Below are 22,638 nucleotides of genomic sequence, written 5' to 3'. Positions count from 1 at the left end.
GATAAGATTGAGTTGTGTGAATATTCTATGAGGTAATGGAGAGATCGTGATGACGCGCTTACTGGTTTTGAACGGACCCAATTTAAATTTACTAGGAAAACGGGAGCCGGGTATTTACGGGAAAGGTTCCCTGAAAGATGCTGTGGAGCTTGTGAAAACGGCCGCTGAAGAACATGGGGCTGAGGCTGAGTCTTACCAATCCAATCATGAAGGTGATTTAGTGGATGCCATCCAACAAGCTGAAGGGAAGTATGATGGGATCATATTTAACCCGGCCGCTTATACCCATACAAGTATTGCCCTAAGAGACGCCATCAGTGCGATCGACATTCCAGTAATAGAGGTGCATATCTCCAATGTTCATCAGAGGGAATCTTTCCGGCATCATTCCATGCTTGCATCAGTCTGTAAAGGACAGGTAGTGGGATTAGGGTTGTCCGGTTACCGACTGGCTGCATTAGCACTCTTAGAAAGTTTTGAAGGGAGAAGATAATATGGATAAAATTCGGGGAATCAGACAAAGCATACAGGATCTGGATATAGATGCACTGCTGGTAACGAGTGACAAGAACCGTCGGTATCTCACTGGTTTCACTGGCAGTGCCGGAGCTGTTTTGATTACTGCGACAGACGCCCTCTTCATTACCGATTTCCGTTATACTCAACAAGCAAGGGAGCAGGCTAAAGGTTATAAAGTTGTCGAACATAAAAAACCTTTGATTGAGGAAATCGCTGATCAAATAGATCAATTGGGTGTAAAAACAGTAGGTTTTGAACAAGATCTTCTTACATATGGGAACCATCGTCAATATGAACAGAAATTCGGGGCAGAATTAGTGCCCACTTCAGGCCTGGTCGAGAAATTAAGGTTGATAAAGACAGAGGGAGAGATTAGTATATTAAAGGATGCTGTCAAAATTGCCGATGATGCTTTTGAACACATTCTGACCTATATCAAACCTGGTGTAAGAGAAATCGACGTGGCAAATGAACTCGAATTCTTCATGCGTAAACAGGGGGCTGCTTCCTCAAGTTTTGATATCATCGTAGCATCAGGAGAACGCTCGGCTTATCCACATGGCGTAGCATCGGAAAAAGAAATCCAGACCGGAGAGCTTGTAACCTTGGATTTTGGTGCCCTGTATAAGGGATATTGTTCCGATATAACACGTACTGTTGCTGTAGGTGAAATAAGTGATGAACTAAAAGAGATATACAACACAGTATTAGAAGCTCAATTACGGGGAATGGATGGCCTCGCTTCCGGAATTACGGGTAAAGAGGCTGATGCATTGACGCGTGATTATATCAAGGAAAAAGGATATGGAGAATACTTCGGTCACTCTACTGGACATGGAATAGGACTTGATGTCCATGAGGGACCAGGTCTCTCCCATCGGAGCGACAAAGTATTAGAAGCCGGCATGGTGGTGACCGTAGAACCTGGGATATATGTCCCGGGAATTGGCGGGTGCAGAATTGAAGACGATGCATTGATCACAGATACAGGTAATGAACGACTAAGTAAATCACCGAAAGAATTAATTACTTTATAACGGTAAACCTGGGAAAAGGAGAGAATTTAAATGATATCAGTAAATGACTTTAAGACTGGATTAACAATCGAAGTAGACGGAGAAATCTGGTCAGTAGTAGAATTCCAGCATGTTAAACCTGGAAAAGGAGCAGCTTTTGTAAGGTCGAAACTGCGAAATCTGAGAAATGGTAATATCCAGGAGAAAACATTCCGTGGCGGGGAAAAAGTAGAAAGGGCGCATATCGAAACAAATAAAATGCAATACTTATATTCCTCCGGAGACGCTCATACATTTATGGACAACAATACGTATGAACAGTTGGAACTTCAGACGAATCAAATTGAATACGAATTGAAATTCCTGAAGGAAAACATGGAAGTCAGCATACAGACGTATCAGGGAGAAGTAATTGGTGTTGAATTACCGAACAACGTAGAGCTGAAAGTTACGGAAACAGAACCAGGTGTCAAAGGTGATACAGCAAGTGGCGGAACCAAACCTGCTACTGTGGAAACCGGTTTGGTTGTTCAGGTTCCTTTCTTCGTCAATGAAGGAGATACACTAATCATTAATACATCGGATGGAAAATATGTTTCCCGGGGTTAATTAAATTGAAATAAAAAAGCACGTCACGATTGAATCGTGGCGTGCTTTTTTGCATTTTATGGACCAGGGCTTTGAAAGATTGTCTTTTAAGCACCAGTCCAGTCCATTCGTCGCTAAACGTTCGCTTCCGCTTTTGCATCGTCCAGCTCCAGCGAACAGCGACTCGTGCACTTCCTTCACCTCCGTACGATAAGGCGAAATCAAATCGCTCCGCTCTTTGTTTCTTCTTTATCTCCTGCGGTTCAGTCCAGTCCATTCGTCGCTAAACGTTCGCTTCCGCTTTTGCATCGTCCAGCTCCAGCGAACAGCGACTCGTGCACTTCCTTCACCTCCGTACGATAAGGCGAAATCAAATCGCTCCGCTCTTTGTTTCTTCTTTATCTCCTGCGGTTCAGTCCAGTCCTTTCGCCGCTAAACGTTCGCTTCCGCTTTTGCTGGTCATATACATTTTTGTAGTGCATACATTTACATTAAAGAGTTGGTGGATGGGGTGTGGTTTTATTGAGAGAAATCATAGGTTTATTTCCTGAAATAATGCAGCCGGTCCTTGGAAAAGCTGTGGATTGGAGTTCAGTTCAGGAGATTCGAATTCGTGTTGGACAACCAGTTGAACTGGTCTACCATCAACGCTATGAATGGTTAGAGAGATTGATCCCTACAGAGGCAGAAAAGAATCATATTCTTAATCAGGTTAGTCAATTTTCTTTGTACCGGCTTGAGGATGAATTGCGAGAAGGGTTTATCACCATAGAAGGAGGACACCGAATTGGATTGGCTGGCAAAGTTAATACCACCAATGGAACTGTCCAAGCTATCCGTTATATCTCTTCTTTCAACATAAGGGTGGCAAGGGAAAGTCGTGGAGCAGCCCGATCATTGATGGAGCGCCTTATTCATCACGGAAACTACTGTAATACGTTGATAATTGGAGCACCACAGACAGGAAAAACAACACTCCTGAGAGATATCACTTACCACATCAGTACAGGCTGGAAGGGAGTGGAAGCTAAAAAGGTCGCTGTTATTGATGAAAGGTCTGAACTCGGGGCAAGTATTCATGGTGTACCTCAGCTGGATTTAGGAAGACGTACCGACATCATGGACGCCTGTCCTAAATCTGAAGGCATGATGATGATGATCAGATCCATGTCACCGGAGGTGCTGGTGGTTGATGAGATAGGACATCAAAGGGATGTGGATGCTATCCAGGAAGCGATTAATGCTGGCGTGACATTATATTGCACGGTTCATGGAACCAATTTAGATGAATTGAGAAAACGTCCATCTATTAAACAGCTTCTGGATCAACGGGTATTTAAAAGGTTCATCATTTTGCGTAAGGAATTCAACAGACCGGCAAGCAAAGCTGTGATTTTGAATGAAATTGAAAACATCATGGATGTGACTGCAGGAGGGAGTGCGAATGAAGTGGATCGGAGCCCTGTTACTACTAGCCGCCACAACATGGGTAGGATTTGAGGTTGCTCGTAAGTTCAAACAGCGCCCAAGACAAATTAAGCAATGGAAGCATGCATTGCAGATGCTCGAAGCTGAAATGGTATTTGGGCAGACACCACTTTTAGAAGCATGTAAACACCTGTCTAAACAGATGCAGGATCCGATTTCGTGGTTTTTTCGAGACTTGGCTTCTGCAAAAAACACATCCGGGTTAGACTTCAGTCAACTATGGGAGAAAGAATTAGAACGTCACTGGGGGTATACCTCCCTGGGGGAAAATGAAAAAGAGATATTGAAGCAATTTGGACAAACGCTTGGACAACAGGATCTCTTGCACCAAAAGAAGCATGTCCAATTGGCGTTGAGTCATTTAGATAGAGAACTGGAAGAAGCTCTAAGCATTTATCATCAATATAACAAAACCGTAAAAGGATTAGGATTCCTGACTGGTTTACTTATCGTGTTGTTACTCATCTAAGGAGGAGGCCGAAGACTGTGATTCAAGATGCCACTGTATTATTTCAAATTGCAGGTATTGGAATTATCGTAGCAATGATTCATAGCATATTGAAGCAGATGGGAAAAGAAGAAATCGCACAAGTGGTTACCCTGGTCGGGTTTATCATTGTACTCTTCATTGTTCTGAATGGTCTTGCTGATCTATTTCAGCAAATCAAATCAGTATTTTTATTCCAGGGATAGTCTTGTATGGATATCTTACAAATCGTCGCAATCAGTATTGTGTCCAGTATATTGATTTTGTTATTGAAAGAACAAAAATCCTCACTAGCGTTCATGCTTGCGATCTTTACAGGCTTGATTATCTTTCTGACTCTGATTCAGCAGATTTCCCACATTTTCTTATTAATCGATTATATGGCAGGAAAAGCGAACATTCATGGGATGTATGTAGAAACGATTTTAAAAATTATAGGGATTGCTTATATTGCAGAATTTGGTGCTCATTTAACGAAAGATGCAGGGTTATCTTCCATCGCTTCGAAAATCGAATTGGCAGGTAAGGTATTCATTCTTCTTCTATCGATACCAATTCTCACCGCACTGATCGAAGCGATTTTAGGTTTCTTTCCTGGATAATGATGAAAGAAGGGGGATGGGCAGAAATGATAAAGCCCTCCTTAGTCTCGCTATTATTAATCTTATTCTTTTTGTTAATCCCTGCAGAACAAAGCTTCGCTGAAGTGAGTCATCCGACAGGACCTGAACCTTTGATGGAAAACATAGATTTTCGTGAATTGAATGAATACTGGAGTTCGATCGTTCGTGAATATGGTGGTTATTTACCTGAGTTGAAGCAGATGAATATCAAAGAGATGGCCGAACAGACCTCAGAGGTTACGATAACCGATTGGCTTACAGGATTTCTCAAATACTTTTTTCATGAATTGATTGCAAATGGCAAACTGTTGGGAAGTTTGATTTTTTTAACATTGTTCATCACAGTGCTGCAAACATTACAAAGTGCATTTGAGCAGACAGCAGTAAGTAAGGTCGCCTATATGATCGTATATCTGGTGTTGATCATGCTGGCGCTGAACAGCTTCCATTTAGCTGTCTCCTATACCAGCGATGCGATCGATGCCATGAGCGCCTTTATTATTGGCCTGCTTCCTTTATTACTGGGTATCATGGCTACCTTTGGTCATATGGTGTCTTTATCGTTTTTTCATCCAATTATCATTTTCCTTATTCAGGTCAGTGGTGTACTGATTGCCAAAGTGATTCTTCCGTTATTTTATTTATCCGCTCTATTGTTGATGACGAGTTCATTGACAGACAAATATAAAGTCGATCAACTCGCTCAGCTGTTGCGAAATGTAGGGCTCGGTTTGTTAGGTACTTTCCTGACAATTTTCCTGGGAGTCATATCTGTTCAAGGTGCCGCCACTGCAATCCAGGATGGAGTGGCGATGAAAACTGCGCGCTTTGTCACAGGTAATTTTGTTCCTGTAATCGGAAGACTATTTACAGATGCTACTGATACAGTCCTGGGGGCTTCATTATTACTAAAAAATACAATTGGTTTGGCGGGAGTAATCATTGTAATTGGACTGGCATTATTTCCTGCATTAAAAGTATTGGCTATAGCACTTACCTTTAAAATTGCAGCAGCTGTCCTGCAGCCAATCGGAAGTGGTCCGGTCGTAACATGCATCTCTATCATCAGTAAACATATTCTGTATATTTTCGCTTGTCTGCTTACAGTTACTTTTATGTTCTTCCTGTTAATTGCCATTTTAGTAGCATCAAGCAACTTGACAATGATGGTTCGTTGAGGAGGGAAAAGAGTGACGTTTATTATTCAATGGGTGACGGAGATTGTAATATTTCTTCTTTTGGCAATGGTCATCGATTTCCTGCTTCCCTCGGGCAAAATGCAAAAGTATGCCAGACTGGCAATTTCCTTAATCCTTGTTTTAATTTTCTTAAATCCATTGTTCAAATTGTTCAATACGGATATTAACCAGTTGATACGAACACAGGCACAAACCTTCACGAATCAGACTTTGAAAGAAGAAACATTAAAAAAATCAGTAGAATCAAAGAAAAATGAAATACAAGCGTCTCAGGATGCATATATATTAGAACAAATGGTTGTCCAAATGAAATCTCAAGCTGAAGAAACACTGGCTCAAGACTATCAGGTTGAAATCTTGGATATCAATTTTCTTTTTTCTCAGAAGCAGAAGGATTTAGAACATCTTGAATCGGTTGTTATTACTTTAGCTGAAGCAGAAACGATTGATTCCATTGATCAGGTGGAGATTGACTTAGAAGCTTCTGAGGAATCAAGGGACAAGCAAATGGATGAAGCCATTACATCCTATTTAGCACAGTTATGGCAGTTAGAAAAAGACCAAATAACGATTCAATGGGAGGGTGCAAATGAGTAAATGGCAGGATTTTTTCTCTTTCCTGAAAAAAGAGGATGGCAAAAAGCTGAATAAGCGAGGCTATATCGTGCTAATCGGTTTAATAGGTCTGTTGCTCTTGATGGTAGGAAACATCTTCCAGAAACCTTCCCCGGACCCCATAGATATGACAGCACCATCTGAATCAGGCGCCGCAGCAGAAACTTCCATTAATAATGCTGACACCACGGAGGGAATCAAAGAATTGGAAGATAGTTATGAAAAAGAACTTGCACCCTTGTTAGAAAACATCAAGGGAGTGAGTGAGGTTGACGTGATGGTCAACCTGGGGGCTACTAAAGAAAAACTATATGACAAAAACCTCATCATTGGCAAACAAACCACCGAAGAGTCAGATAAAAACGGGGGGGAAAGAAGTATAGAAGATTACTCTCGGGAGCAGCAGCTGGTACTGGTGAGACAAGGTGATCAAGAGCTTCCGTTATTGATACAAACAAAAAAACCAAATGTCAAAGGAGTGTTGGTGGTAGCGAAGGGTGTCGATCATATGCAAGTCAAGCAGTGGGTAGTAGAAGCGATTTCACGAGTTATGGATGTACCGAGCCACAGAGTATCGGTCATGCCGAAAAATTAATAAGGGGGAAGCGTAATGGTTAAAAAGCAAACCGTTTGGTTATTGACGATGTTGAGTTTGATGATTGTTTTGAGTGTATACTACATGACTGCACCTGAAGGCGATGAAATGGCATTTATTAACGATGAAGAACTTAAACAGAATGATGAAGGAGAAGAGATGGCTGCTGACGTGACAGAAGAAGGTACATCCATTTCCCAAATGTCTACAGAAGAGCTTTTTGCAGCCATCCGTATGGAAAAGCAGGATGCGAGAGATAAGCATCATGAGCAATTGTCAGATATCGTAGCGTCCAGCGACTATAGCACCGAAGAAAAGAATGATGCATTGCAAGAAATGCAACAGTTACAGGAACTTCAGACAAAGGAGTCCATTTTAGAAACTACTATTCAGGCCAATGCCCAATATGATGATGTACTCGTCAGAGTAGAAGACGATGTTATCAATGTCACTGTCAAAGCTAATGAGCTTTCCAAGAAAGAAACCAACAACATTATTAAAATGGCGGTGGATGAATTCGGAGAAAAGCCCGTCCGGGTTCAATTCCAGCCATCCAAATAATAAAAGCATCTCTCAAAGATGGTTCCTGCATGCTGTCGAGATTTTCTCGACAGCTTTTTTATTTGACTAGTAACTTATATGGATGGTTGTATAAAACATTTTGCAGCGGTCTGCACCCAGCTCCAGCGCCTACCCCTTGAGGTTTTAAGCCGATACTGTCTGTGACAGAGAACGTCACGGCGAGGATTGGCTTAAGATTGTAGGGGGTGAGCAAGGCCTTGCGCTTTTGTTCTGTTCATTAACAAGGACGAAGGTACCTTTTTAGAAAACGCTTTTAGAGCAAAGTTGAAGTTTGCACTACATTTATAATAGAATGTTAGAAGGAGTTATTAATACCTGTTATTAAATAAGCAATAAAAAAACAAGGGGTGCCATCTATGTTGAAAGTTCAAGAAATCAGAGAACTAATAAGGTTGATTGATGATTCTAAAATCAATGAATTCTGTTATGAAACGAATGGAACAAAAGTAACCATGAAAAAACAAGGCGGACAAGTTGTCAGCCATCAAGTAGCAGAGCCTGTACAAACTGCTGCTCCAGCGTCGGTAGAGAAGCAGTCTCCAGTTGAGCAAGCTCCAGAAAAAACTACAGAAAAACCTGCACCGGAAGAGAACAAGGAAGAATCTTCATCAGCAGCATCGTCAGATTATGATTCAGAAGTTACGTCACCAATGGTAGGAACCTTCTATGCAGCTTCCTCACCAGAAAGTGATCCATTTGTACAAGTAGGAGATAAAGTTAAGCCTGACTCTGTCGTTTGTATTGTAGAAGCGATGAAATTATTTAATGAAATCGAAGCGGAAGTATCCGGAGAGATTGTAGAAATCCTGGTAGAGGATGGAGAATTAGTTGAATATGGTCAGCCGCTTTTCAGGGTAAAGAAGGTTTAATGGGGGTGGCTGTATGATTAAAAAAATATTGATTGCTAATAGAGGAGAAATTGCAGTCCGTATTATCAGGGCTTGTAAAGAAATGAATATTGAAACGGTAGCAATTTATTCCGAAGCGGATAAAGAAGCACTGCATGTCCAATTAGCTGATGAAGCCTATTGTATTGGTCCAACATTAAGTAAGGACAGCTACTTAAACTATACAAACATCATGAGTCTGGCGAAACTTACAGACGTAGATGCTATCCATCCAGGATATGGTTTTCTTTCTGAGAATGCAGAATTCGCTGAAATGTGTAACGAGTGCAATGTGACCTTTATTGGTCCTTCTGCATATGCTATTTCAAAAATGGGCACCAAAGACGTTGCCCGTGAAACAATGAAAGAGGCAGGCGTCCCTGTGGTGCCTGGGTCTGAAGGTATCATAGCTGACGAAAAAGAAGGCATTAAAGTAGCAGAGGAAATAGGTTATCCTGTCATTATTAAAGCTACAGCAGGTGGTGGCGGTAAAGGGATTCGTGTGGCCCGTGATGAAGAAGATCTGATCAAAGGAATACGCGTCACCCAAAATGAAGCAGAAAAAGCCTTTGGAAATCCAGGCGTGTATATTGAGAAGTTTATTGAAGATTTCCGACATGTGGAGATCCAGGTATTAGCTGATAACTTCGGCAACGCCATCCATTTAGGTGAACGGGATTGTTCTATTCAGCGCCGTCTGCAAAAGTTGATCGAGGAAACACCATCACCCGCTATCAGCCCGGAAATGCGAGCTGATATGGGAGAAGCGGCAGTTAAAGCGGCATTAGCTGTCGAGTACTCCGGGGCCGGAACCGTAGAGTTTATTTTTGATCAACAGCAGAATAGCTATTATTTCATGGAAATGAATACGCGTATACAAGTAGAGCATCCGGTAACCGAAATGGTTACAGGAGTAGATTTGATCAAGGAACAGATCAAAATTGCCTCTGATGAGAAGCTGGGCTATACTCAGGAGGATATTACATTTGAAGGCTGGGCGATGGAGTGCCGTATCAATGCGGAAGATCCCTTCAAAGATTTCATGCCATCGCCAGGGCGGATTCAAATATACCTTCCACCGGGCGGTTTAGGGGTTCGTATTGATTCTGCTGCTTATCAAGGGTATATGATTCCCCCGTATTACGATTCCATGATAGCCAAATTGATTACTTATGGCCGTACCAGAGAGGAAGCGGTTAATCGTATGAGCAGGGCATTGGATGAATTTGTGGTCGATGGTATTAAAACCACTATCCCGTTCCATCAGCGAATGATGAAACACCCTGTTTTCGTAGGCGGAGACTTCAATACAAAGTTTCTAGAGAAATACCCTATAATGGATGAAGAATAGGGGGGAAGGAGTGAACAGAAATGAGTGAGCAACGCTTATTGAATGTAAGTAATGATTCTTCACTTGGTAATGTCGAGATTGCCCCGGAAGTTATTGAAGTCATTGCGGGTATTGCGGCATCTGAAGTTGCAGGTGTGGCGGCGATGCGAGGAAACTTCGCTTCTGGTGTGGTAGAACGGTTAGGAAAGAAAAACCACGGCAAAGGTGTCAAAGTAGAGCTTGAGGAAGATGGCATAAGCATTGATGTGTATGTCGTAATGGATTATGGCATCTCTATTCCCGGGGCTGCTCAGAAAATTCAGGATAACATCCGTCAGGCATTGATGAATATGACTGCTCTGGAAATCAATGAAATCAATATCCATGTGGTTGGCGTACAGATGGAACTGAAAGAAGACGAAGACTTAGAAGAAGAATAACTGGAAAAGGTCATAGGACATAAGCGCCTGTGGCCTTTTTGTATTTACTGCAACTTTCCTAACGTCCCTAAATTCTACCAACACATTGAAATCAAGTCTTCGATTTTTCGGCCAAATAGATGAAAAAGACGCTTATAAAGAGGGGAACGATTTTAAATGAAAAATGAATGTCTTTTACATAAAAAAGAATGGGACTTTTAATATTCTTATGGATAGGAGCACCAACCCTCATATCCAGGTAAGCTAAACTAAGGACAGGGCTAAAGATAGCTTTTCGATTGATAAAATGTTATCATTCTTACGGAATATAACGTAAAAGTGTACCTAAAGGAGATTGAAACATGAAACGACACCTTGCTCGTGAAAAAGCATTTCAAGTATTATTTCAAGTAGACGTCAATGATATAGAAATGGAAGAGGCAATCGACCATTTACTGGAAGAAACAGATAGTGATTCATTCATGGAACAATTAGTTCACGGAGTGTTTGACAAAAAACAGGAAATAGATCAAAAAATAGCCGACCATTTGGTTAATTGGAGCGTCAAACGACTGCCTTTAGTGGAAAAAACATTGCTCCGTATGGCTGTTTATGAAATGGATCATGTGGATGATGTTCCTGAGCAGGTGGCAATCAATGAAGCAATTGAATTAGCAAAAGTATTTGGAGATGAAAAGTCCGGTAAATTCATTAATGGTGTTCTATCAAAAATGACTAAATAACAATAAAAGGGGTTGTTTCGTATGGGTGCAAATATTATTTATGGAAAAGAACTGGCAACTGAGCTTCGTGAAGAAATGAGACAAGAAGTGTCAGAATTAAAAGCGAAAAACATTATACCAGGACTTACTGTGATAATTCTCGGAGAGGATCCCGCGTCACTTTCCTATGTGAGAGGAAAACAAAAAGCCTCAGAAAAAGTCGGAATGGAATCAAAACTGATTGAGATGCCAGAAACAACTTCTGAGCAGGAATTACTGGACCTGATTGCGGAACAGAATAAAGACGAGTCGGTACATGGGATTCTTGTGCAATTGCCACTGCCCGATCATATTTCCGAACAAATGGTAATTGAAGCAATCGACCCTGCTAAAGATGTCGATGGATTCCACCCGATCAATGTCGGAAGAATGATGACAAATCAGGATACATTTTATCCTTGTACCCCATATGGAATACTTGTCATGTTGAAAAAAGCGGATATCGAAATAAAAGGTAAACATGTCGTAGTGGTAGGGCGAAGTAACCTTGTCGGTAAACCTGTCGGTCAGCTTTTACTAAATGAAGATGCCACGGTTACCTATTGTCATTCAAAGACTCCTGACTTAACATTACACACAAAACAGGCGGATATTGTGATTGTAGCTGCTGGTAAAGCCGGTCTTGTTAAAGGAGACCATATCAAAGAGGGAGCAGTTGTAATTGATGTTGGGGTGAATCGAGTGGACGGAAAACTCGTGGGTGATGTTGATTTTGCGTCTGTTGAACCGATCGCTTCCCATTTAACTCCTGTACCTAAGGGTGTTGGACCAATGACGATAACAATGTTATTACATAACACTATAAAAGCTGCTAAAAAAATAAATGAAATCATGTAAAAGGAGCTTTTGATTGTGGAAGACCGTTATCTAACTGTTACTGCTCTGACAAAATATATCAAGCGTAAATTCGCTGCGGATTCCCATTTGAAAGAGGTTTGGCTTCGCGGAGAAATATCAAATTTTAAACATCACAGCCGTGGGCACATGTATTTGTCTTTGAAGGATGATAAAGCCCGGATTCAAGCCGTTATGTTTGCCGGCAATAATCGTTTTTTGAAATTCATCCCGGAAAATGGGATGAATGTGATGGTTAAAGGTGAAATAGGCGTATACGAACCGATGGGTCAGTATCAATTGTACATTCATGAAATGGAACCAGATGGAATCGGTGCTTTATATCTCGCGTTTGAACAATTGAAAGAAAAACTAGAGAAGGAAGGCCTGTTCTCACCTGCTGAGAAAAAACCTTTGCCTGCTTATCCCAACCATATCGGTATCATCACGTCCCCTACCGGAGCGGCAATCCGCGATGTCATGACTACCATAGAACGACGATACCCTGTGGTAAGACGCTCGGTTCTCCCTGTGTTAGTACAAGGGGAGCGAGCAAAAGATTCTATTGTCAAAGCGATTGAATATGCCAACCGTGCAGGGGATTTTGACGTACTGATCATAGGGAGGGGCGGGGGCTCTATTGAAGATTTATGGAGCTTCAATGAAGAAGCAGTAGCACGCGCGATAGCCGCTTCCAAAATCCCGGTCATTTCAGCTGTCGGTCATGAAACGGACTACACCATCAGTGATTTTGTCGCCGATGTACGTGCAGCCACACCGACCGGAGCAGCTGAACTGGCTGTGCCGTCACAAATCGAGTTGAATCAGCGCATCATTGTTTTGACCCAAAGGTTACAGAGGGCATTACAGACGGAGCAGACAGCAGCCTGGAAACGACTGGACCGGCTGCAGCATTCCTATGCATTCAAGTATCCCGCACTGCTAATGCGGCAAAAAGAGCAGGAACTGGATCGGCTGCTCGATTCTTTAAATAAGCGCGTAGAAAATCAAAAGAAGCAAAAGACAGCTCAGGTAAAACACTTACAAACCAGGTTACTGCAGCAACATCCAGAAAAACAGATCAACCAGACCAGCGAACGCCTGGAAAAACTGAGACAGCGCTTAACACGTGATTTCCGTATTCAAGTGAGTGAAAAAGAAAAGCAATTTGATAATGTAATCGAGAAGTTGTCATTGCTTAATCCCCTCGAAATAATGAAGAGAGGCTATGCTATTCCTTTCAATGATAGCGGAAACGTCATTAAAAGAGTAGAATCTGTGCAACCAGGAGAGGCGATTCAGGTGAAATTGCAAAACGGCAGCCTTGATTGCCAGGTATGGGGGATAGAGGAGGATGAAAATGAGTGAAAATCATAAGGAATTAAGCTTTGAAGAAGCGATCGAGCAATTGGAAAAACTGGTGGAAAAACTGGAAGAAGGCGATGTTCCACTGGAAAAAGCGCTCAATTATTATCAGGAGGGCATGAAACTGTCCAAGACCTGCAGTGAAAAATTGAATCGCGTCGAGCAGCAAATGCAGCAAATTTTGAATGAACACGGTGAGTTCGAGCCATTTTCCGTGCAGGAGGAAGAGTAGTGGATCAGGCACTTTCCTATTATTTAGAACAGGGGCAAACATTGGTGAATGCGTATTTACATGATTATATCTCTGAAAAACCCATTCATTCCAATCTCAAAAAATCTATGCTTTATTCGATTCATGCCGGCGGTAAGCGGCTCCGACCTATTCTTATGATGGCTGCCTGTGAAGCATTCGGCGGAAATAAAAAGGAAGTGCTTCCTGTAGCTGCAGCCCTGGAAATGATTCATACGTATTCTCTTATCCATGATGATTTACCTGCGATGGACGATGATGATATGCGGCGAGGTCAGCCGACCAATCATCGTAAGTTTGATGAAGCAACCGCTATTTTGGCCGGGGACGCTTTATTAACTTTAAGTTTTCAGGCGATCATGGAAGCGGAACAGCTAAGTGTCGAACAAAAAGTACACCTTGTTCAACAGCTTTCCACAGCCAGTGGTGCGCTTGGGATGGTGGCAGGGCAATTAATGGATATGGAAAGTGAAGGGAAGGCAATTACCCTTGAAGATCTCGAACAAATTCATCATTTGAAGACAGGAAAGCTGTTAAGTTTCGCTTTGATGGCTGGAGCCTATATTGGGGGAGCTTCAGAGCAACAGCTCCAGTCAATTAAAGAAACAGCAGATTTGCTGGGCATCATTTTTCAAATTCAGGATGACATTCTTGATGTAAGCGGTAATGAGGAAAAGTTGGGGAAACCGGTAGGCAGTGACTCAACAAACCATAAAAGTACGTACCCAAGTATGCTTGGGCTGGAAGGATCCGTCACTCAAAAAGAGCATTATGTAGCACAGGCTAAATCTGCTTTAAAACAAGCTGATGTAGAAGAAACGAAGCTTTTCATACTTATAGACCACCTAAGCAACCGCGATCATTAAGAATACAGTTTAATTGAGGAAGTCTGACGATTATGGTATATTAGAAGTACATAAGGGATGGTGCAGTATTCTAGTCAGTCCTCCGTTCCTGAAGGCGGGCCTAAAAATCCGCCAAAGGGCATATCGATGAAGTTCCTTGTGTTGGCTTGAGGCGCCCAGCCTTGGGTCGATGCTGGGAGTTAAGGTAGCGGGGCGATCCACAAAGGCATGTGGGCGTTGACCCTGCTTCCGCGGAGGCCCATATCTGTGATGGTTTCTTAGCCGGAAACCATGATGGAATGGGGTATGAACCTGCTTCATATGGAGGAATTCTGTATGAGCAGCGTAGCCTGCCTTGAGTGGTCTTGAGGGGATTATGGAATTAAAGATGCGTGGAAGGGATGGCCACCTTTTCATGGATTTTTTCGCCATATGAAATCAAGACTGCAAAAGAGGCTAAGGTACGGTCAAAGGCTGTTGAGGAAATCTCCTAGACTGTTTGCCAAGACACACAATAGGAATTATAGTGCGGACTAAGTGGTAATCCAGTCCGGCTTCCGGAGACGGAGTCGATCCGGGTTTAAAGGGGAACCGCCAGAATGGTGACATTCGGTATCTGGATGGGAAAACCTACTGGACCTAAGCCGCAATTTTTACCTATTGGGTGACCATTCCTTTTCTTACATATTCTACAAATGAGGTTGCGAATGGATAATCAATTAAAAAAATCATTAAGATTCAGTATAAGTATTGCCGTTATCACATTTGTGTTAGCGGCTATTTTTTCAATCATATCTTCTTCCGTATTAAGCGGGGTTATCTGGTTTATTGGATTAGTTATCGTTTTCATTATAGTATTGATTGGTGTTATATTTGATATGTTAGGAATTGCAGCTACTGCTGCATCAGAGCCGCCCTTCCATGCAATGGCCGCAGAGAAAGTACCTGGTGCAAAACAGGCGATCCTAATTGTCCGTAATGCTGATCGATTCGCCAGTTTTTGTAATGATGTCATCGGGGACATCTCCGGCATCGTCAGTGGTACAGCTTCTGCGATTGTAGTAATCCAGCTGTCCAATGTAATGGGGCATAATGAAGGGTCTACGGTGCAAATTACTATATCAGTCATAATGACAAGTATAGTAGCTGCGTTGACTGTAGGCGGTAAAGCTGTCGGCAAATTTTTTGCTATTCACTCTTCTACAAAGATCATATTTTTTGCTGCAAGAGTGATCGCATGGATAGAGAATAAATTGAAGATAAATATCATATCAAAACCAGCCGAGGCTTCTAGAAAAACACGTTAAAGATAGGAGGTCCATTTATGGATCTAAAGAAAATTCAAGATCCTTCGTTTGTCAGGGATCTTTCAGACGAAGACTTGAAACAGCTAGCCTCAACAATAAGAACTTTCCTAATTGAAAACCTTTCGAAAACAGGCGGTCATCTTGGAGCCAATCTTGGGGTTGTGGAGTTGACCCTTGCTCTTCATAAAGTATTCCAAAGCCCGAAAGACCGATTCATTTTTGATGTGGGTCATCAGTCTTATATCCACAAAATTTTGACTGGACGAGCGGGTCAGTTTGGCACTTTGAGACAATATAAAGGACTTTGTGGTTTTCCTAAACGTTGTGAAAGCGAACATGATTTATGGGAAACAGGTCATAGTTCGACGTCACTATCAGCAGCAATGGGCATGGCTATCGCACGCGATGTAAAAGGAGAAGAACACTCTATCCTCCCGGTGATTGGTGATGGTGCATTGACTGGTGGTATGGCTTTAGAGGCACTCAACCATATTGGCCATGAAAAGAAAAATATTACGGTCATACTTAATGACAATGAAATGTCGATTGCTAAAAACGTTGGTGCACTTCATAATGCGTTAGGACGGATGAGGAGCGCAGGAAAATATAACCGCGCTAAAGACGATCTTGAATGGTTGTTGAAAAAAATCCCTGCTGTCGGCGGCAGGCTTGCTCAAGCTGCTGAGCGTCTTAAAGACAGTATGAAATATTTTGTCGTGCCTGGAATGTTTTTTGAAGAATTAGGTTTTACTTACTACGGTCCTGTAGATGGCCATGATTTTCAAGATTTATTAGAAAACCTTAATTATGCGAAGAAAACAGAAGGCCCGGTTATTGTGCATGTGATGACCCAAAAAGGGAAAGGGTATCATCCTGCTGAAACGGACAAGACAGATAAATGGCATGGGGTGGGACCATACAAAATTGATTCAGGCGAAAAAATCAAGCCTGATACAGCGCCACCGGCCTGGAGTTCCGTGATAACGGAAGCGCTGAGACGGGAAGCACGTGAAGATAAGCGAATCGTCGCTATTACTCCAGCCATGATTTTAGGGTCTAAATTGGAGAAATTCGGCGAAGAGTTTCCGGACCGCTTATTTGATGTCGGAATAGCGGAACAGCATGCTACTACAGTAGCTGCTGGATTAGCTACCCAGGACATGAAACCATTTCTTGCGATTTATTCTACATTTTTGCAGCGTGCATACGATCAGGTCGTTCATGATGTATGCCGCCAAAATCTGAATGTGGTTTTCGGGATTGACCGTGCAGGGCTGGTAGGGGCTGATGGAGAAACACACCAGGGTGTATTTGATATAGCGTTTTTAAGAAATCTGCCGAATATAACCCTCATGATGCCCAAAGATGAAAATGAAGCTCAGCATATGGTGCATACCGCGATGAAGTATGATGATGGTCCGATTGCAATACGCTATCCTCGTGGTAATGCAAAAGGAGTAGCAGTAGATCCCGAACCTGAGCTGATTGAAATTGGCAGTTGGGAAACCTTACAGGAAGGTGCAGACGCTGTGGTGTTGACATTCGGCACCACGATAGACATGGCTCTGGAAGCCAGTGAGGAATTGAAGAAGCAGGGCATTTCAGTAAGAGTGGTTAATGCCAGGTTCCTAAAACCTTTGGACGAAAGAATGCTTCACCAAATTATGCAGGATAGCTTGCCTATTTTGACTATTGAAGAAGCTGTTCTGAAAGGTGGTTTCGGCTCAAGTATCCTTGAGTTTGCTGAAGAAAACCTCTATAAAAATCAATCAATCAAACGTATGGGTATCCCGGACCGTTATATTGAGCATGGCAAAGTGCCTGAATTGTTGAAAGAGATTGATTTAACAAAAGAATCTGTGGTGGCGAACTTGAAAGAACTAATACCAAGTAAACAAAAAAGGGCTTGAAGATATGGGAAAGAAAGTAAGACTGGATATATTACTTGTCGAAAGAGGTATAATAGAGACAAGAGAAAAAGCTAAAAGGACGATAATGGCAGGGCTTGTTTATTCGGAAAGTGCCCGTCTGGATAAACCCGGAATGAAGGTCGATGAAGATACCTCTTTACATGTGAAAGGAAAGTTGATCCCCTATGTTAGCCGAGGTGGCCTGAAGCTGGAAAAAGCTATTAAGGAATTCGATTTAAACTTGAAAGGCAGGGTAATGATTGATGTTGGATCATCCACTGGCGGTTTTACGGACTGCGCCTTACAAAATGGCATAGAAAGTAGTTATGCTATAGATGTAGGCTATAATCAGCTGGATTGGAAGTTGAGGAATGATCCTCGTGTGTATGTAATGGAGCGCACAAATTTCCGTTATGTGACAGAAGAGGACCTGGTTCACGGACAGCCGGATTTTGCTTCTATTGATGTATCCTTTATATCACTCCGGTTGATTTTACCGGTTTTGTCCCGGCTGTTACAGGAAGAAAGCGACATCGTCGCATTGATTAAGCCGCAATTCGAAGCAGGTAGAGACCAGGTCGGTAAAAAAGGAATCGTCCGTGACCCGAAAATCCATGAGGAAGTTGTCAAAAGAATCATTGGCTTTGCTCAAGAGCAAAACTATACCGTTGCGAATATTTCGTTTTCGCCTATTACCGGGGGAGACGGAAATATTGAATTTTTAGCACATTTCCGCTGGAAATCCAGTAAAGAAGGTAATCGTATCTCCGATGTTAAGATTAGGGATATTGTGGAAGAAGCACATCAGACACATCGGAAGCATGCGTAGGAGAAGAGGGCTGCCTTGATGTGTAGCCCTCTTTTTATGTAAAATGCACGGTTTTTAGATTGGAGGAAAATTTCTGTGAACAAAGGTCAGCGACACATTAAAATTCGTGAATTAATTACCAATAATGATATTGAAACACAGGATGAACTTGTCGACCGTTTGAAAAGTCTTGGCTATAATGTCACGCAGGCTACCGTCTCAAGAGACATAAAAGAGCTGCATTTAGTGAAAGTCCCGATGATTGACGGCAGGTATAAATACAGTCTTCCTGCTGACCAACGTTTCAATCCATTGGAAAAACTTCATCGCCTAATGATGGATGCGTTTGTGAGTATTGATCGTGCGGGGCATTTTATCATTTTAAAAACATTACCCGGCAATGCCAATGCTGTGGGTGCATTGATTGATAATTTAGATTGGGAAGAAATAATGGGAACAATTTGCGGAGATGATACGTGCTTGATTATTTGCCGGAGTGAGAAACAGACGCAGATGATATCGGATCAACTGCTGGAAATGCTGTAAAATATAGCTGAAGCATCCTGTAAGATGTGGCATATCTAAGAAATGGGGAAATCGAGGTGGCTCAACGATGTTAATGGAACTTTCTATTCGCGATTTTGCTATCATTGATCAAATTTCTGTCAATTTTAAAGACGGTTTGACTGTATTGACCGGAGAAACTGGTGCAGGTAAATCCATCATTATTGATGCGATCCAATTACTCGCAGGCGGACGGGGTTCGGTAGAATTTGTCCGGCATGGCAGCAAGAAAGCTGAAATAGAAGGATTGTTTTCCGTAGAAGGATACCATCCTGTTTATGATAAAGGGGAGGAATTCGGGGTTGATATCGAGGAAGATGGAATGATAGTACTGCAACGTACGATTACTTCTCAAGGAAAGAGTATTTGCCGTGTAAACGGAAAACTCGTCACCCTCGCTATTCTCCGGGAATTCGGTAAAACACTAATAGACATTCATAGTCAACATGAAACACAATCACTGATGGATGTGGAGCAGCATATTGAGCTGTTGGATTTATACGCGGATAAAGAAATTAAGCAGGCCAAAGAAGAATATCAAAAGTTATATGATAAATACCAGTCTTTACGGAAAAGATATAGAGAACTGAATGATAATGAACAGGAAATGGCCCAGCGGCTTGATTTATTAGAGTTTCAATGGAATGAACTGCAGGCAGCAGAGCTGAAGCCTGATGAAGATACTGTTTTGACGGAAGAACGAAACCGTTTAGTCAATTATGAAAAAATATATTCTGGTCTTCATGATGCTTATCAGGCTCTTTATGGTGAACAAAAAGGCCTGGATTGGGTCTCTCATGCGCTGACTGCACTGGAAGGCGCAAAGGATTATGATGAACAGATAAATAAAATGTCAGAAGAAATGTCGAACCATTATTACCTGATGGAAGAAATGACCTTTCAGCTTAGCTCCCAGTTGGAGCAGTTGGAATTTGATCCGGAACGTCTGGATGACATTGAAAGCAGATTGAATGAAATCAATCGTCTTAAGAAGAAGTATGGACAAAGTGTCGAAGAGATTCTGGAGTACAGTTCGAAAATTGAAGAAGAAATTGAAGAAATTAAAAATAAAGATTCTCATTTAGCCAAGCTCGAGGACGATATCAAAGAAATCGGACAAGACGCCGTCCTGGAAGCCAAACAGATTCAGGATATCAGAGTGAAGGCTTCCAAAAACCTTTCACATGCTATTCAACAGGAGTTGAAAGGTTTATACCTCGAGAAGGCATCTTTTGCGGTGGATATCCAAACTAAAGAGGGACAGCAGGATGATCCTGAATTTGATGGCAGGAATGTTAAATTGATGCCCAGCGGATTCGATTTAGTCAAATTTCTGATCACGACAAACCCCGGAGAGCCATTAAAAGAAATTCACAAAGTTGCCTCAGGCGGAGAGCTTTCCCGTGTAATGCTTGCTTTAAAAAAGATTTTTTCAAAACATCAGGGTGTTACCAGCGTCATTTTCGACGAAGTGGATACTGGTGTCAGCGGACGGGTTGCACAAGCTATCGCTGAAAAAATATACGGAATTTCAGAGGCTTCCCAGGTTCTATGTATATCACATTTGCCCCAGGTTGCTTCCATGGCTGATACCCATTTGCAGATTGAAAAGCACGTGAGCGGTGATCGCACATCCACCTCCCTGCAGGAGTTGACTCTCCATGATAAAATTGATGAGATCAGCAGGATGATTACAGGGGCAGAATTGACAGATACTACAAGAGAACATGCAAAAGAATTATTGGAACTTGCATTCAAATATAAATCGAAAGAACACATAAAATCGCGCTGACATCGGCGTGATTTTTAGTATTAACATTTCCGTTAAAAGCCCTTTTTATCCATCCATTTACACTAAAAATGTTTCAGGAATTCTTCCCTCTTTTTTCTGACTTGAGCTGTGTTTAAAAAGCGACTGCTTAGACCACATTAAAAGTAAACCATTCGATTGAGATGGTGTGGGTTAGAGGCGAGGAGTTGGAACATTTGAAATTTAAACAACAGATGAGATATGCAGCAGGTTTAATCCTTTTGCTCACCATGATAGTAATACCGTTTCTAAGCCCTGTACAAAAGTATTTATCCATTCCGACTGAATGGACCACCTTTCAGGAACAAGGCATCACCAGTGTGCCAGCTATAAAAGATATTAATGAAGCAGAAGGTTCTTCGATACATGCCCTTCAATCCAGTAAAGGAAACTCCTCAGCAGATGAGTTCTTCTATAACGTTGCTGGCCTGCCGTTGAAAAAAATCAATGTGGATTATCTTAGTGACTATAAGGTCATACCTGGAGGTCAATCGATTGGTGTCAAACTGCACACAAAGGGTGTATTAGTTGTAGGACATCATCAAGTGAAGACAGAAAAAAATCAGGTCTCTCCAGGAGAGAAGGCGGGAATTGAAGTCGGCGATATACTTCTTAAGGTAAATGGCAAAGAATTAGAAAAAATGTCAGAAATGGCACCGATTGTGAAAGAAGCTGGAGAAAAAGAAAAAGCTCTTAACGTAACAGTCAAGCGGGGGAAAGAAACATTTGATACTAAGCTTACTCCGACCTACGATGTAAAGGATCAAAAATTCCGTATCGGTCTTTATATCCGGGATTCAGCAGCTGGAATCGGCACAATGACTTTTTATGATCCTCGATCAAAAAAATATGGAGCGCTGGGCCATGTCATTTCTGATATGGACACGCAAAAGCCGATTGAGATTCATGAGGGAACAATTGTGAGGTCCAATGTAACATCCATCCAAAAAGGAAGTGAAGGTGTCCCGGGAGAAAAGAAAGCTGAGTTTTCCGCAGACCGAAACCGAATTGGAGAAATAACCAAAAACAGTCCTTTCGGTATATTTGGAAAGTTAGATAATGGAATTACCAACGGTGTAAGCGATGAACCAATGCCGATTGCTTTATCACATGAAGTAAAAGAAGGACCTGCAAAGATTTTAACCGTAGTGGAAGGTGAAAAAGTGCAGGAGTTCGATGTAGAGGTAGTTAGTACCGTTCCGCAAAAGCATCCTGCCACAAAGGGAATGGTAGTAAAAATCACTGATCCAGAATTATTGAAGGAAACAGGTGGCATCGTGCAAGGGATGAGCGGCAGTCCGATTATTCAAGATGGAAAAGTCATCGGAGCAGTTACCCACGTTTTTGTAAATGATCCTACCTCAGGTTATGGTGTCCATATTGAATGGATGCTTCAGGAAGCAGGTATTGATATTTATAAGCAGCAAGCAAGTTGAAGCCGTATCACTTACGGCTTTTTTTTATTGGTTTTTTTAAACGTTGGTATTGATTTTTCATAAAAGCATTATTCCACTAAATGGCCGAATTGTGGAAGACTCAGTTTCAAAGTAATTTGGGTTCGTTACCGGGACAGGGGAAAGGGTGGCTGGGAAACGATTCGCTTTCCAGCTGCATCGCCTAGACACTCGCGACATAAGCAGTCCATCAACGGGAAGAAAAAACACTTCCCTTTTGCTGTTCTGCTTATGCGTGTCGTGTCTCCCAAGGCGATTACGCATTCGTTTCTTTCCTGTGGGGGAGGCTGGCAAGCCTCCTCGGCCGTTTCACGACCTGTGGGGTCTCGCCTAGCCCCTTCTCCTACGGGAGTCTCACCGT

Annotated in this window: 25 protein-coding genes; all 25 read left to right on the top strand. The window is 42.1% G+C overall.

What is annotated here, in order from left to right; translation table 11 throughout:
• The first annotated feature begins 49 nt into the window (after nucleotides 1-49).
• The 25 genes from aroQ (at nucleotide 50) to spoIVB (ending at nucleotide 22,259) form a co-directional block, all read left to right on the top strand.
• Nucleotides 50-493, top strand: coding sequence for a type II 3-dehydroquinate dehydratase (aroQ, locus tag P855_RS0108540; protein ID WP_028783182.1), 444 nt, complete (start codon nucleotides 50-52; stop codon nucleotides 491-493).
• 1 nt (nucleotide 494) lies between these two features.
• Nucleotides 495-1,556: a M24 family metallopeptidase gene (locus tag P855_RS0108535; protein ID WP_028783181.1), complete on the top strand. Its 1,062-nt coding sequence runs from the start codon at nucleotides 495-497 to the stop codon at nucleotides 1,554-1,556.
• A gap of 30 nt (nucleotides 1,557-1,586) precedes the next feature.
• Nucleotides 1,587-2,144 carry an elongation factor P gene (gene efp, locus P855_RS0108530; protein ID WP_028783180.1) on the top strand — a complete coding sequence of 186 codons (558 nt, stop codon included), beginning with the start codon at nucleotides 1,587-1,589 and terminating at the stop codon, nucleotides 2,142-2,144.
• A gap of 492 nt (nucleotides 2,145-2,636) precedes the next feature.
• Nucleotides 2,637-3,623 (top strand): stage III sporulation protein AA, encoded by a 987-nt coding sequence (spoIIIAA, locus tag P855_RS0108525; RefSeq protein WP_235062622.1) that lies wholly within the window; start codon nucleotides 2,637-2,639, stop codon nucleotides 3,621-3,623.
• Nucleotides 3,568-4,080, top strand: a complete 513-nt coding sequence (spoIIIAB, locus tag P855_RS0108520) for a stage III sporulation protein SpoIIIAB (protein WP_028783178.1) — start codon at nucleotides 3,568-3,570, stop codon at nucleotides 4,078-4,080. Before spoIIIAA ends, spoIIIAB begins: the two co-directional genes overlap by 56 nt.
• A 17-nt stretch (nucleotides 4,081-4,097) precedes the next feature.
• The gene (gene spoIIIAC / locus P855_RS0108515) at nucleotides 4,098-4,304 is read left to right on the top strand and encodes a stage III sporulation protein AC (RefSeq protein ID WP_028783177.1); all 207 of its coding nucleotides are present in this window, start codon (nucleotides 4,098-4,100) and stop codon (nucleotides 4,302-4,304) included.
• Between the two features lie 6 nt (nucleotides 4,305-4,310).
• On the top strand, nucleotides 4,311-4,700 hold the full coding sequence (gene spoIIIAD / locus P855_RS0108510; protein ID WP_028783176.1) for a stage III sporulation protein AD: 390 nt from the start codon (nucleotides 4,311-4,313) through the stop codon (nucleotides 4,698-4,700).
• 26 nt (nucleotides 4,701-4,726) lie between these two features.
• Nucleotides 4,727-5,899: a stage III sporulation protein AE gene (spoIIIAE, locus tag P855_RS0108505; protein ID WP_028783175.1), complete on the top strand. Its 1,173-nt coding sequence runs from the start codon at nucleotides 4,727-4,729 to the stop codon at nucleotides 5,897-5,899.
• 12 nt (nucleotides 5,900-5,911) lie between these two features.
• Complete coding sequence (spoIIIAF, locus tag P855_RS0108500) at nucleotides 5,912-6,517, top strand: stage III sporulation protein AF (RefSeq protein WP_028783174.1); 606 nt, start codon at nucleotides 5,912-5,914, stop codon at nucleotides 6,515-6,517.
• Nucleotides 6,510-7,130 carry a stage III sporulation protein AG gene (spoIIIAG, locus tag P855_RS0108495; RefSeq protein ID WP_028783173.1) on the top strand — a complete coding sequence of 207 codons (621 nt, stop codon included), beginning with the start codon at nucleotides 6,510-6,512 and terminating at the stop codon, nucleotides 7,128-7,130. Before spoIIIAF ends, spoIIIAG begins: the two co-directional genes overlap by 8 nt.
• 15 nt (nucleotides 7,131-7,145) lie before the next feature.
• Nucleotides 7,146-7,691 (top strand): SpoIIIAH-like family protein, encoded by a 546-nt coding sequence (locus P855_RS0108490; protein WP_028783172.1) that lies wholly within the window; start codon nucleotides 7,146-7,148, stop codon nucleotides 7,689-7,691.
• 377 nt (nucleotides 7,692-8,068) lie between these two features.
• Entirely contained in the window at nucleotides 8,069-8,581 is a 513-nt protein-coding gene (gene accB, locus P855_RS0108485; RefSeq protein ID WP_028783171.1) for an acetyl-CoA carboxylase biotin carboxyl carrier protein, read from the top strand.
• A 13-nt stretch (nucleotides 8,582-8,594) separates the two neighbouring features.
• On the top strand, nucleotides 8,595-9,950 hold the full coding sequence (gene accC, locus P855_RS0108480; RefSeq protein WP_028783170.1) for an acetyl-CoA carboxylase biotin carboxylase subunit: 1,356 nt from the start codon (nucleotides 8,595-8,597) through the stop codon (nucleotides 9,948-9,950).
• A gap of 20 nt (nucleotides 9,951-9,970) precedes the next feature.
• Nucleotides 9,971-10,369, top strand: a complete 399-nt coding sequence (locus tag P855_RS0108475) for an Asp23/Gls24 family envelope stress response protein (RefSeq protein WP_028783169.1) — start codon at nucleotides 9,971-9,973, stop codon at nucleotides 10,367-10,369.
• Nucleotides 10,370-10,710: 341 nt separating this feature from the next.
• Nucleotides 10,711-11,091, top strand: coding sequence for a transcription antitermination factor NusB (gene nusB, locus P855_RS0108470; protein ID WP_028783168.1), 381 nt, complete (start codon nucleotides 10,711-10,713; stop codon nucleotides 11,089-11,091).
• Between the two features lie 21 nt (nucleotides 11,092-11,112).
• Nucleotides 11,113-11,967, top strand: coding sequence for a bifunctional methylenetetrahydrofolate dehydrogenase/methenyltetrahydrofolate cyclohydrolase FolD (gene folD, locus P855_RS0108465; protein WP_028783167.1), 855 nt, complete (start codon nucleotides 11,113-11,115; stop codon nucleotides 11,965-11,967).
• A 15-nt stretch (nucleotides 11,968-11,982) separates the two neighbouring features.
• Nucleotides 11,983-13,332, top strand: coding sequence for an exodeoxyribonuclease VII large subunit (xseA, locus tag P855_RS0108460; protein WP_028783166.1), 1,350 nt, complete (start codon nucleotides 11,983-11,985; stop codon nucleotides 13,330-13,332).
• Nucleotides 13,325-13,561 carry an exodeoxyribonuclease VII small subunit gene (locus P855_RS0108455; protein ID WP_028783165.1) on the top strand — a complete coding sequence of 79 codons (237 nt, stop codon included), beginning with the start codon at nucleotides 13,325-13,327 and terminating at the stop codon, nucleotides 13,559-13,561. The genes xseA and P855_RS0108455 overlap by 8 nt, the downstream gene beginning before the upstream one ends.
• Entirely contained in the window at nucleotides 13,561-14,445 is an 885-nt protein-coding gene (locus P855_RS0108450) for a polyprenyl synthetase family protein (RefSeq protein ID WP_028783164.1), read from the top strand. Before P855_RS0108455 ends, P855_RS0108450 begins: the two co-directional genes overlap by 1 nt.
• A 686-nt stretch (nucleotides 14,446-15,131) precedes the next feature.
• The gene (locus P855_RS0108440; protein WP_028783163.1) at nucleotides 15,132-15,731 is read left to right on the top strand and encodes a hypothetical protein; all 600 of its coding nucleotides are present in this window, start codon (nucleotides 15,132-15,134) and stop codon (nucleotides 15,729-15,731) included.
• 17 nt (nucleotides 15,732-15,748) lie between these two features.
• Nucleotides 15,749-17,641 carry a 1-deoxy-D-xylulose-5-phosphate synthase gene (gene dxs, locus P855_RS0108435; protein ID WP_028783162.1) on the top strand — a complete coding sequence of 631 codons (1,893 nt, stop codon included), beginning with the start codon at nucleotides 15,749-15,751 and terminating at the stop codon, nucleotides 17,639-17,641.
• Nucleotides 17,642-17,645: 4 nt separating this feature from the next.
• Nucleotides 17,646-18,470 carry a TlyA family RNA methyltransferase gene (locus P855_RS0108430; RefSeq protein WP_028783161.1) on the top strand — a complete coding sequence of 275 codons (825 nt, stop codon included), beginning with the start codon at nucleotides 17,646-17,648 and terminating at the stop codon, nucleotides 18,468-18,470.
• 75 nt (nucleotides 18,471-18,545) lie between these two features.
• Nucleotides 18,546-18,995 carry a transcriptional regulator AhrC/ArgR gene (gene ahrC / locus P855_RS0108425; RefSeq protein WP_028783160.1) on the top strand — a complete coding sequence of 150 codons (450 nt, stop codon included), beginning with the start codon at nucleotides 18,546-18,548 and terminating at the stop codon, nucleotides 18,993-18,995.
• 67 nt (nucleotides 18,996-19,062) lie between these two features.
• Nucleotides 19,063-20,805: a DNA repair protein RecN gene (gene recN, locus P855_RS0108420; protein ID WP_028783159.1), complete on the top strand. Its 1,743-nt coding sequence runs from the start codon at nucleotides 19,063-19,065 to the stop codon at nucleotides 20,803-20,805.
• Nucleotides 20,806-20,966: 161 nt separating this feature from the next.
• Nucleotides 20,967-22,259 (top strand): SpoIVB peptidase, encoded by a 1,293-nt coding sequence (gene spoIVB, locus P855_RS0108415; protein ID WP_200865942.1) that lies wholly within the window; start codon nucleotides 20,967-20,969, stop codon nucleotides 22,257-22,259.
• Nucleotides 22,260-22,638 lie beyond the last annotated feature (379 nt).

The organism is Thalassobacillus devorans MSP14 (genome assembly GCF_000496835.1).
Taxonomy (GTDB): domain Bacteria; phylum Bacillota; class Bacilli; order Bacillales; family Halobacillaceae; genus Thalassobacillus; species Thalassobacillus devorans_B.
The sequence above is the reverse complement of the archived record's forward strand: the minus strand, read 5'-3'. Positions and strand labels throughout refer to the sequence as shown.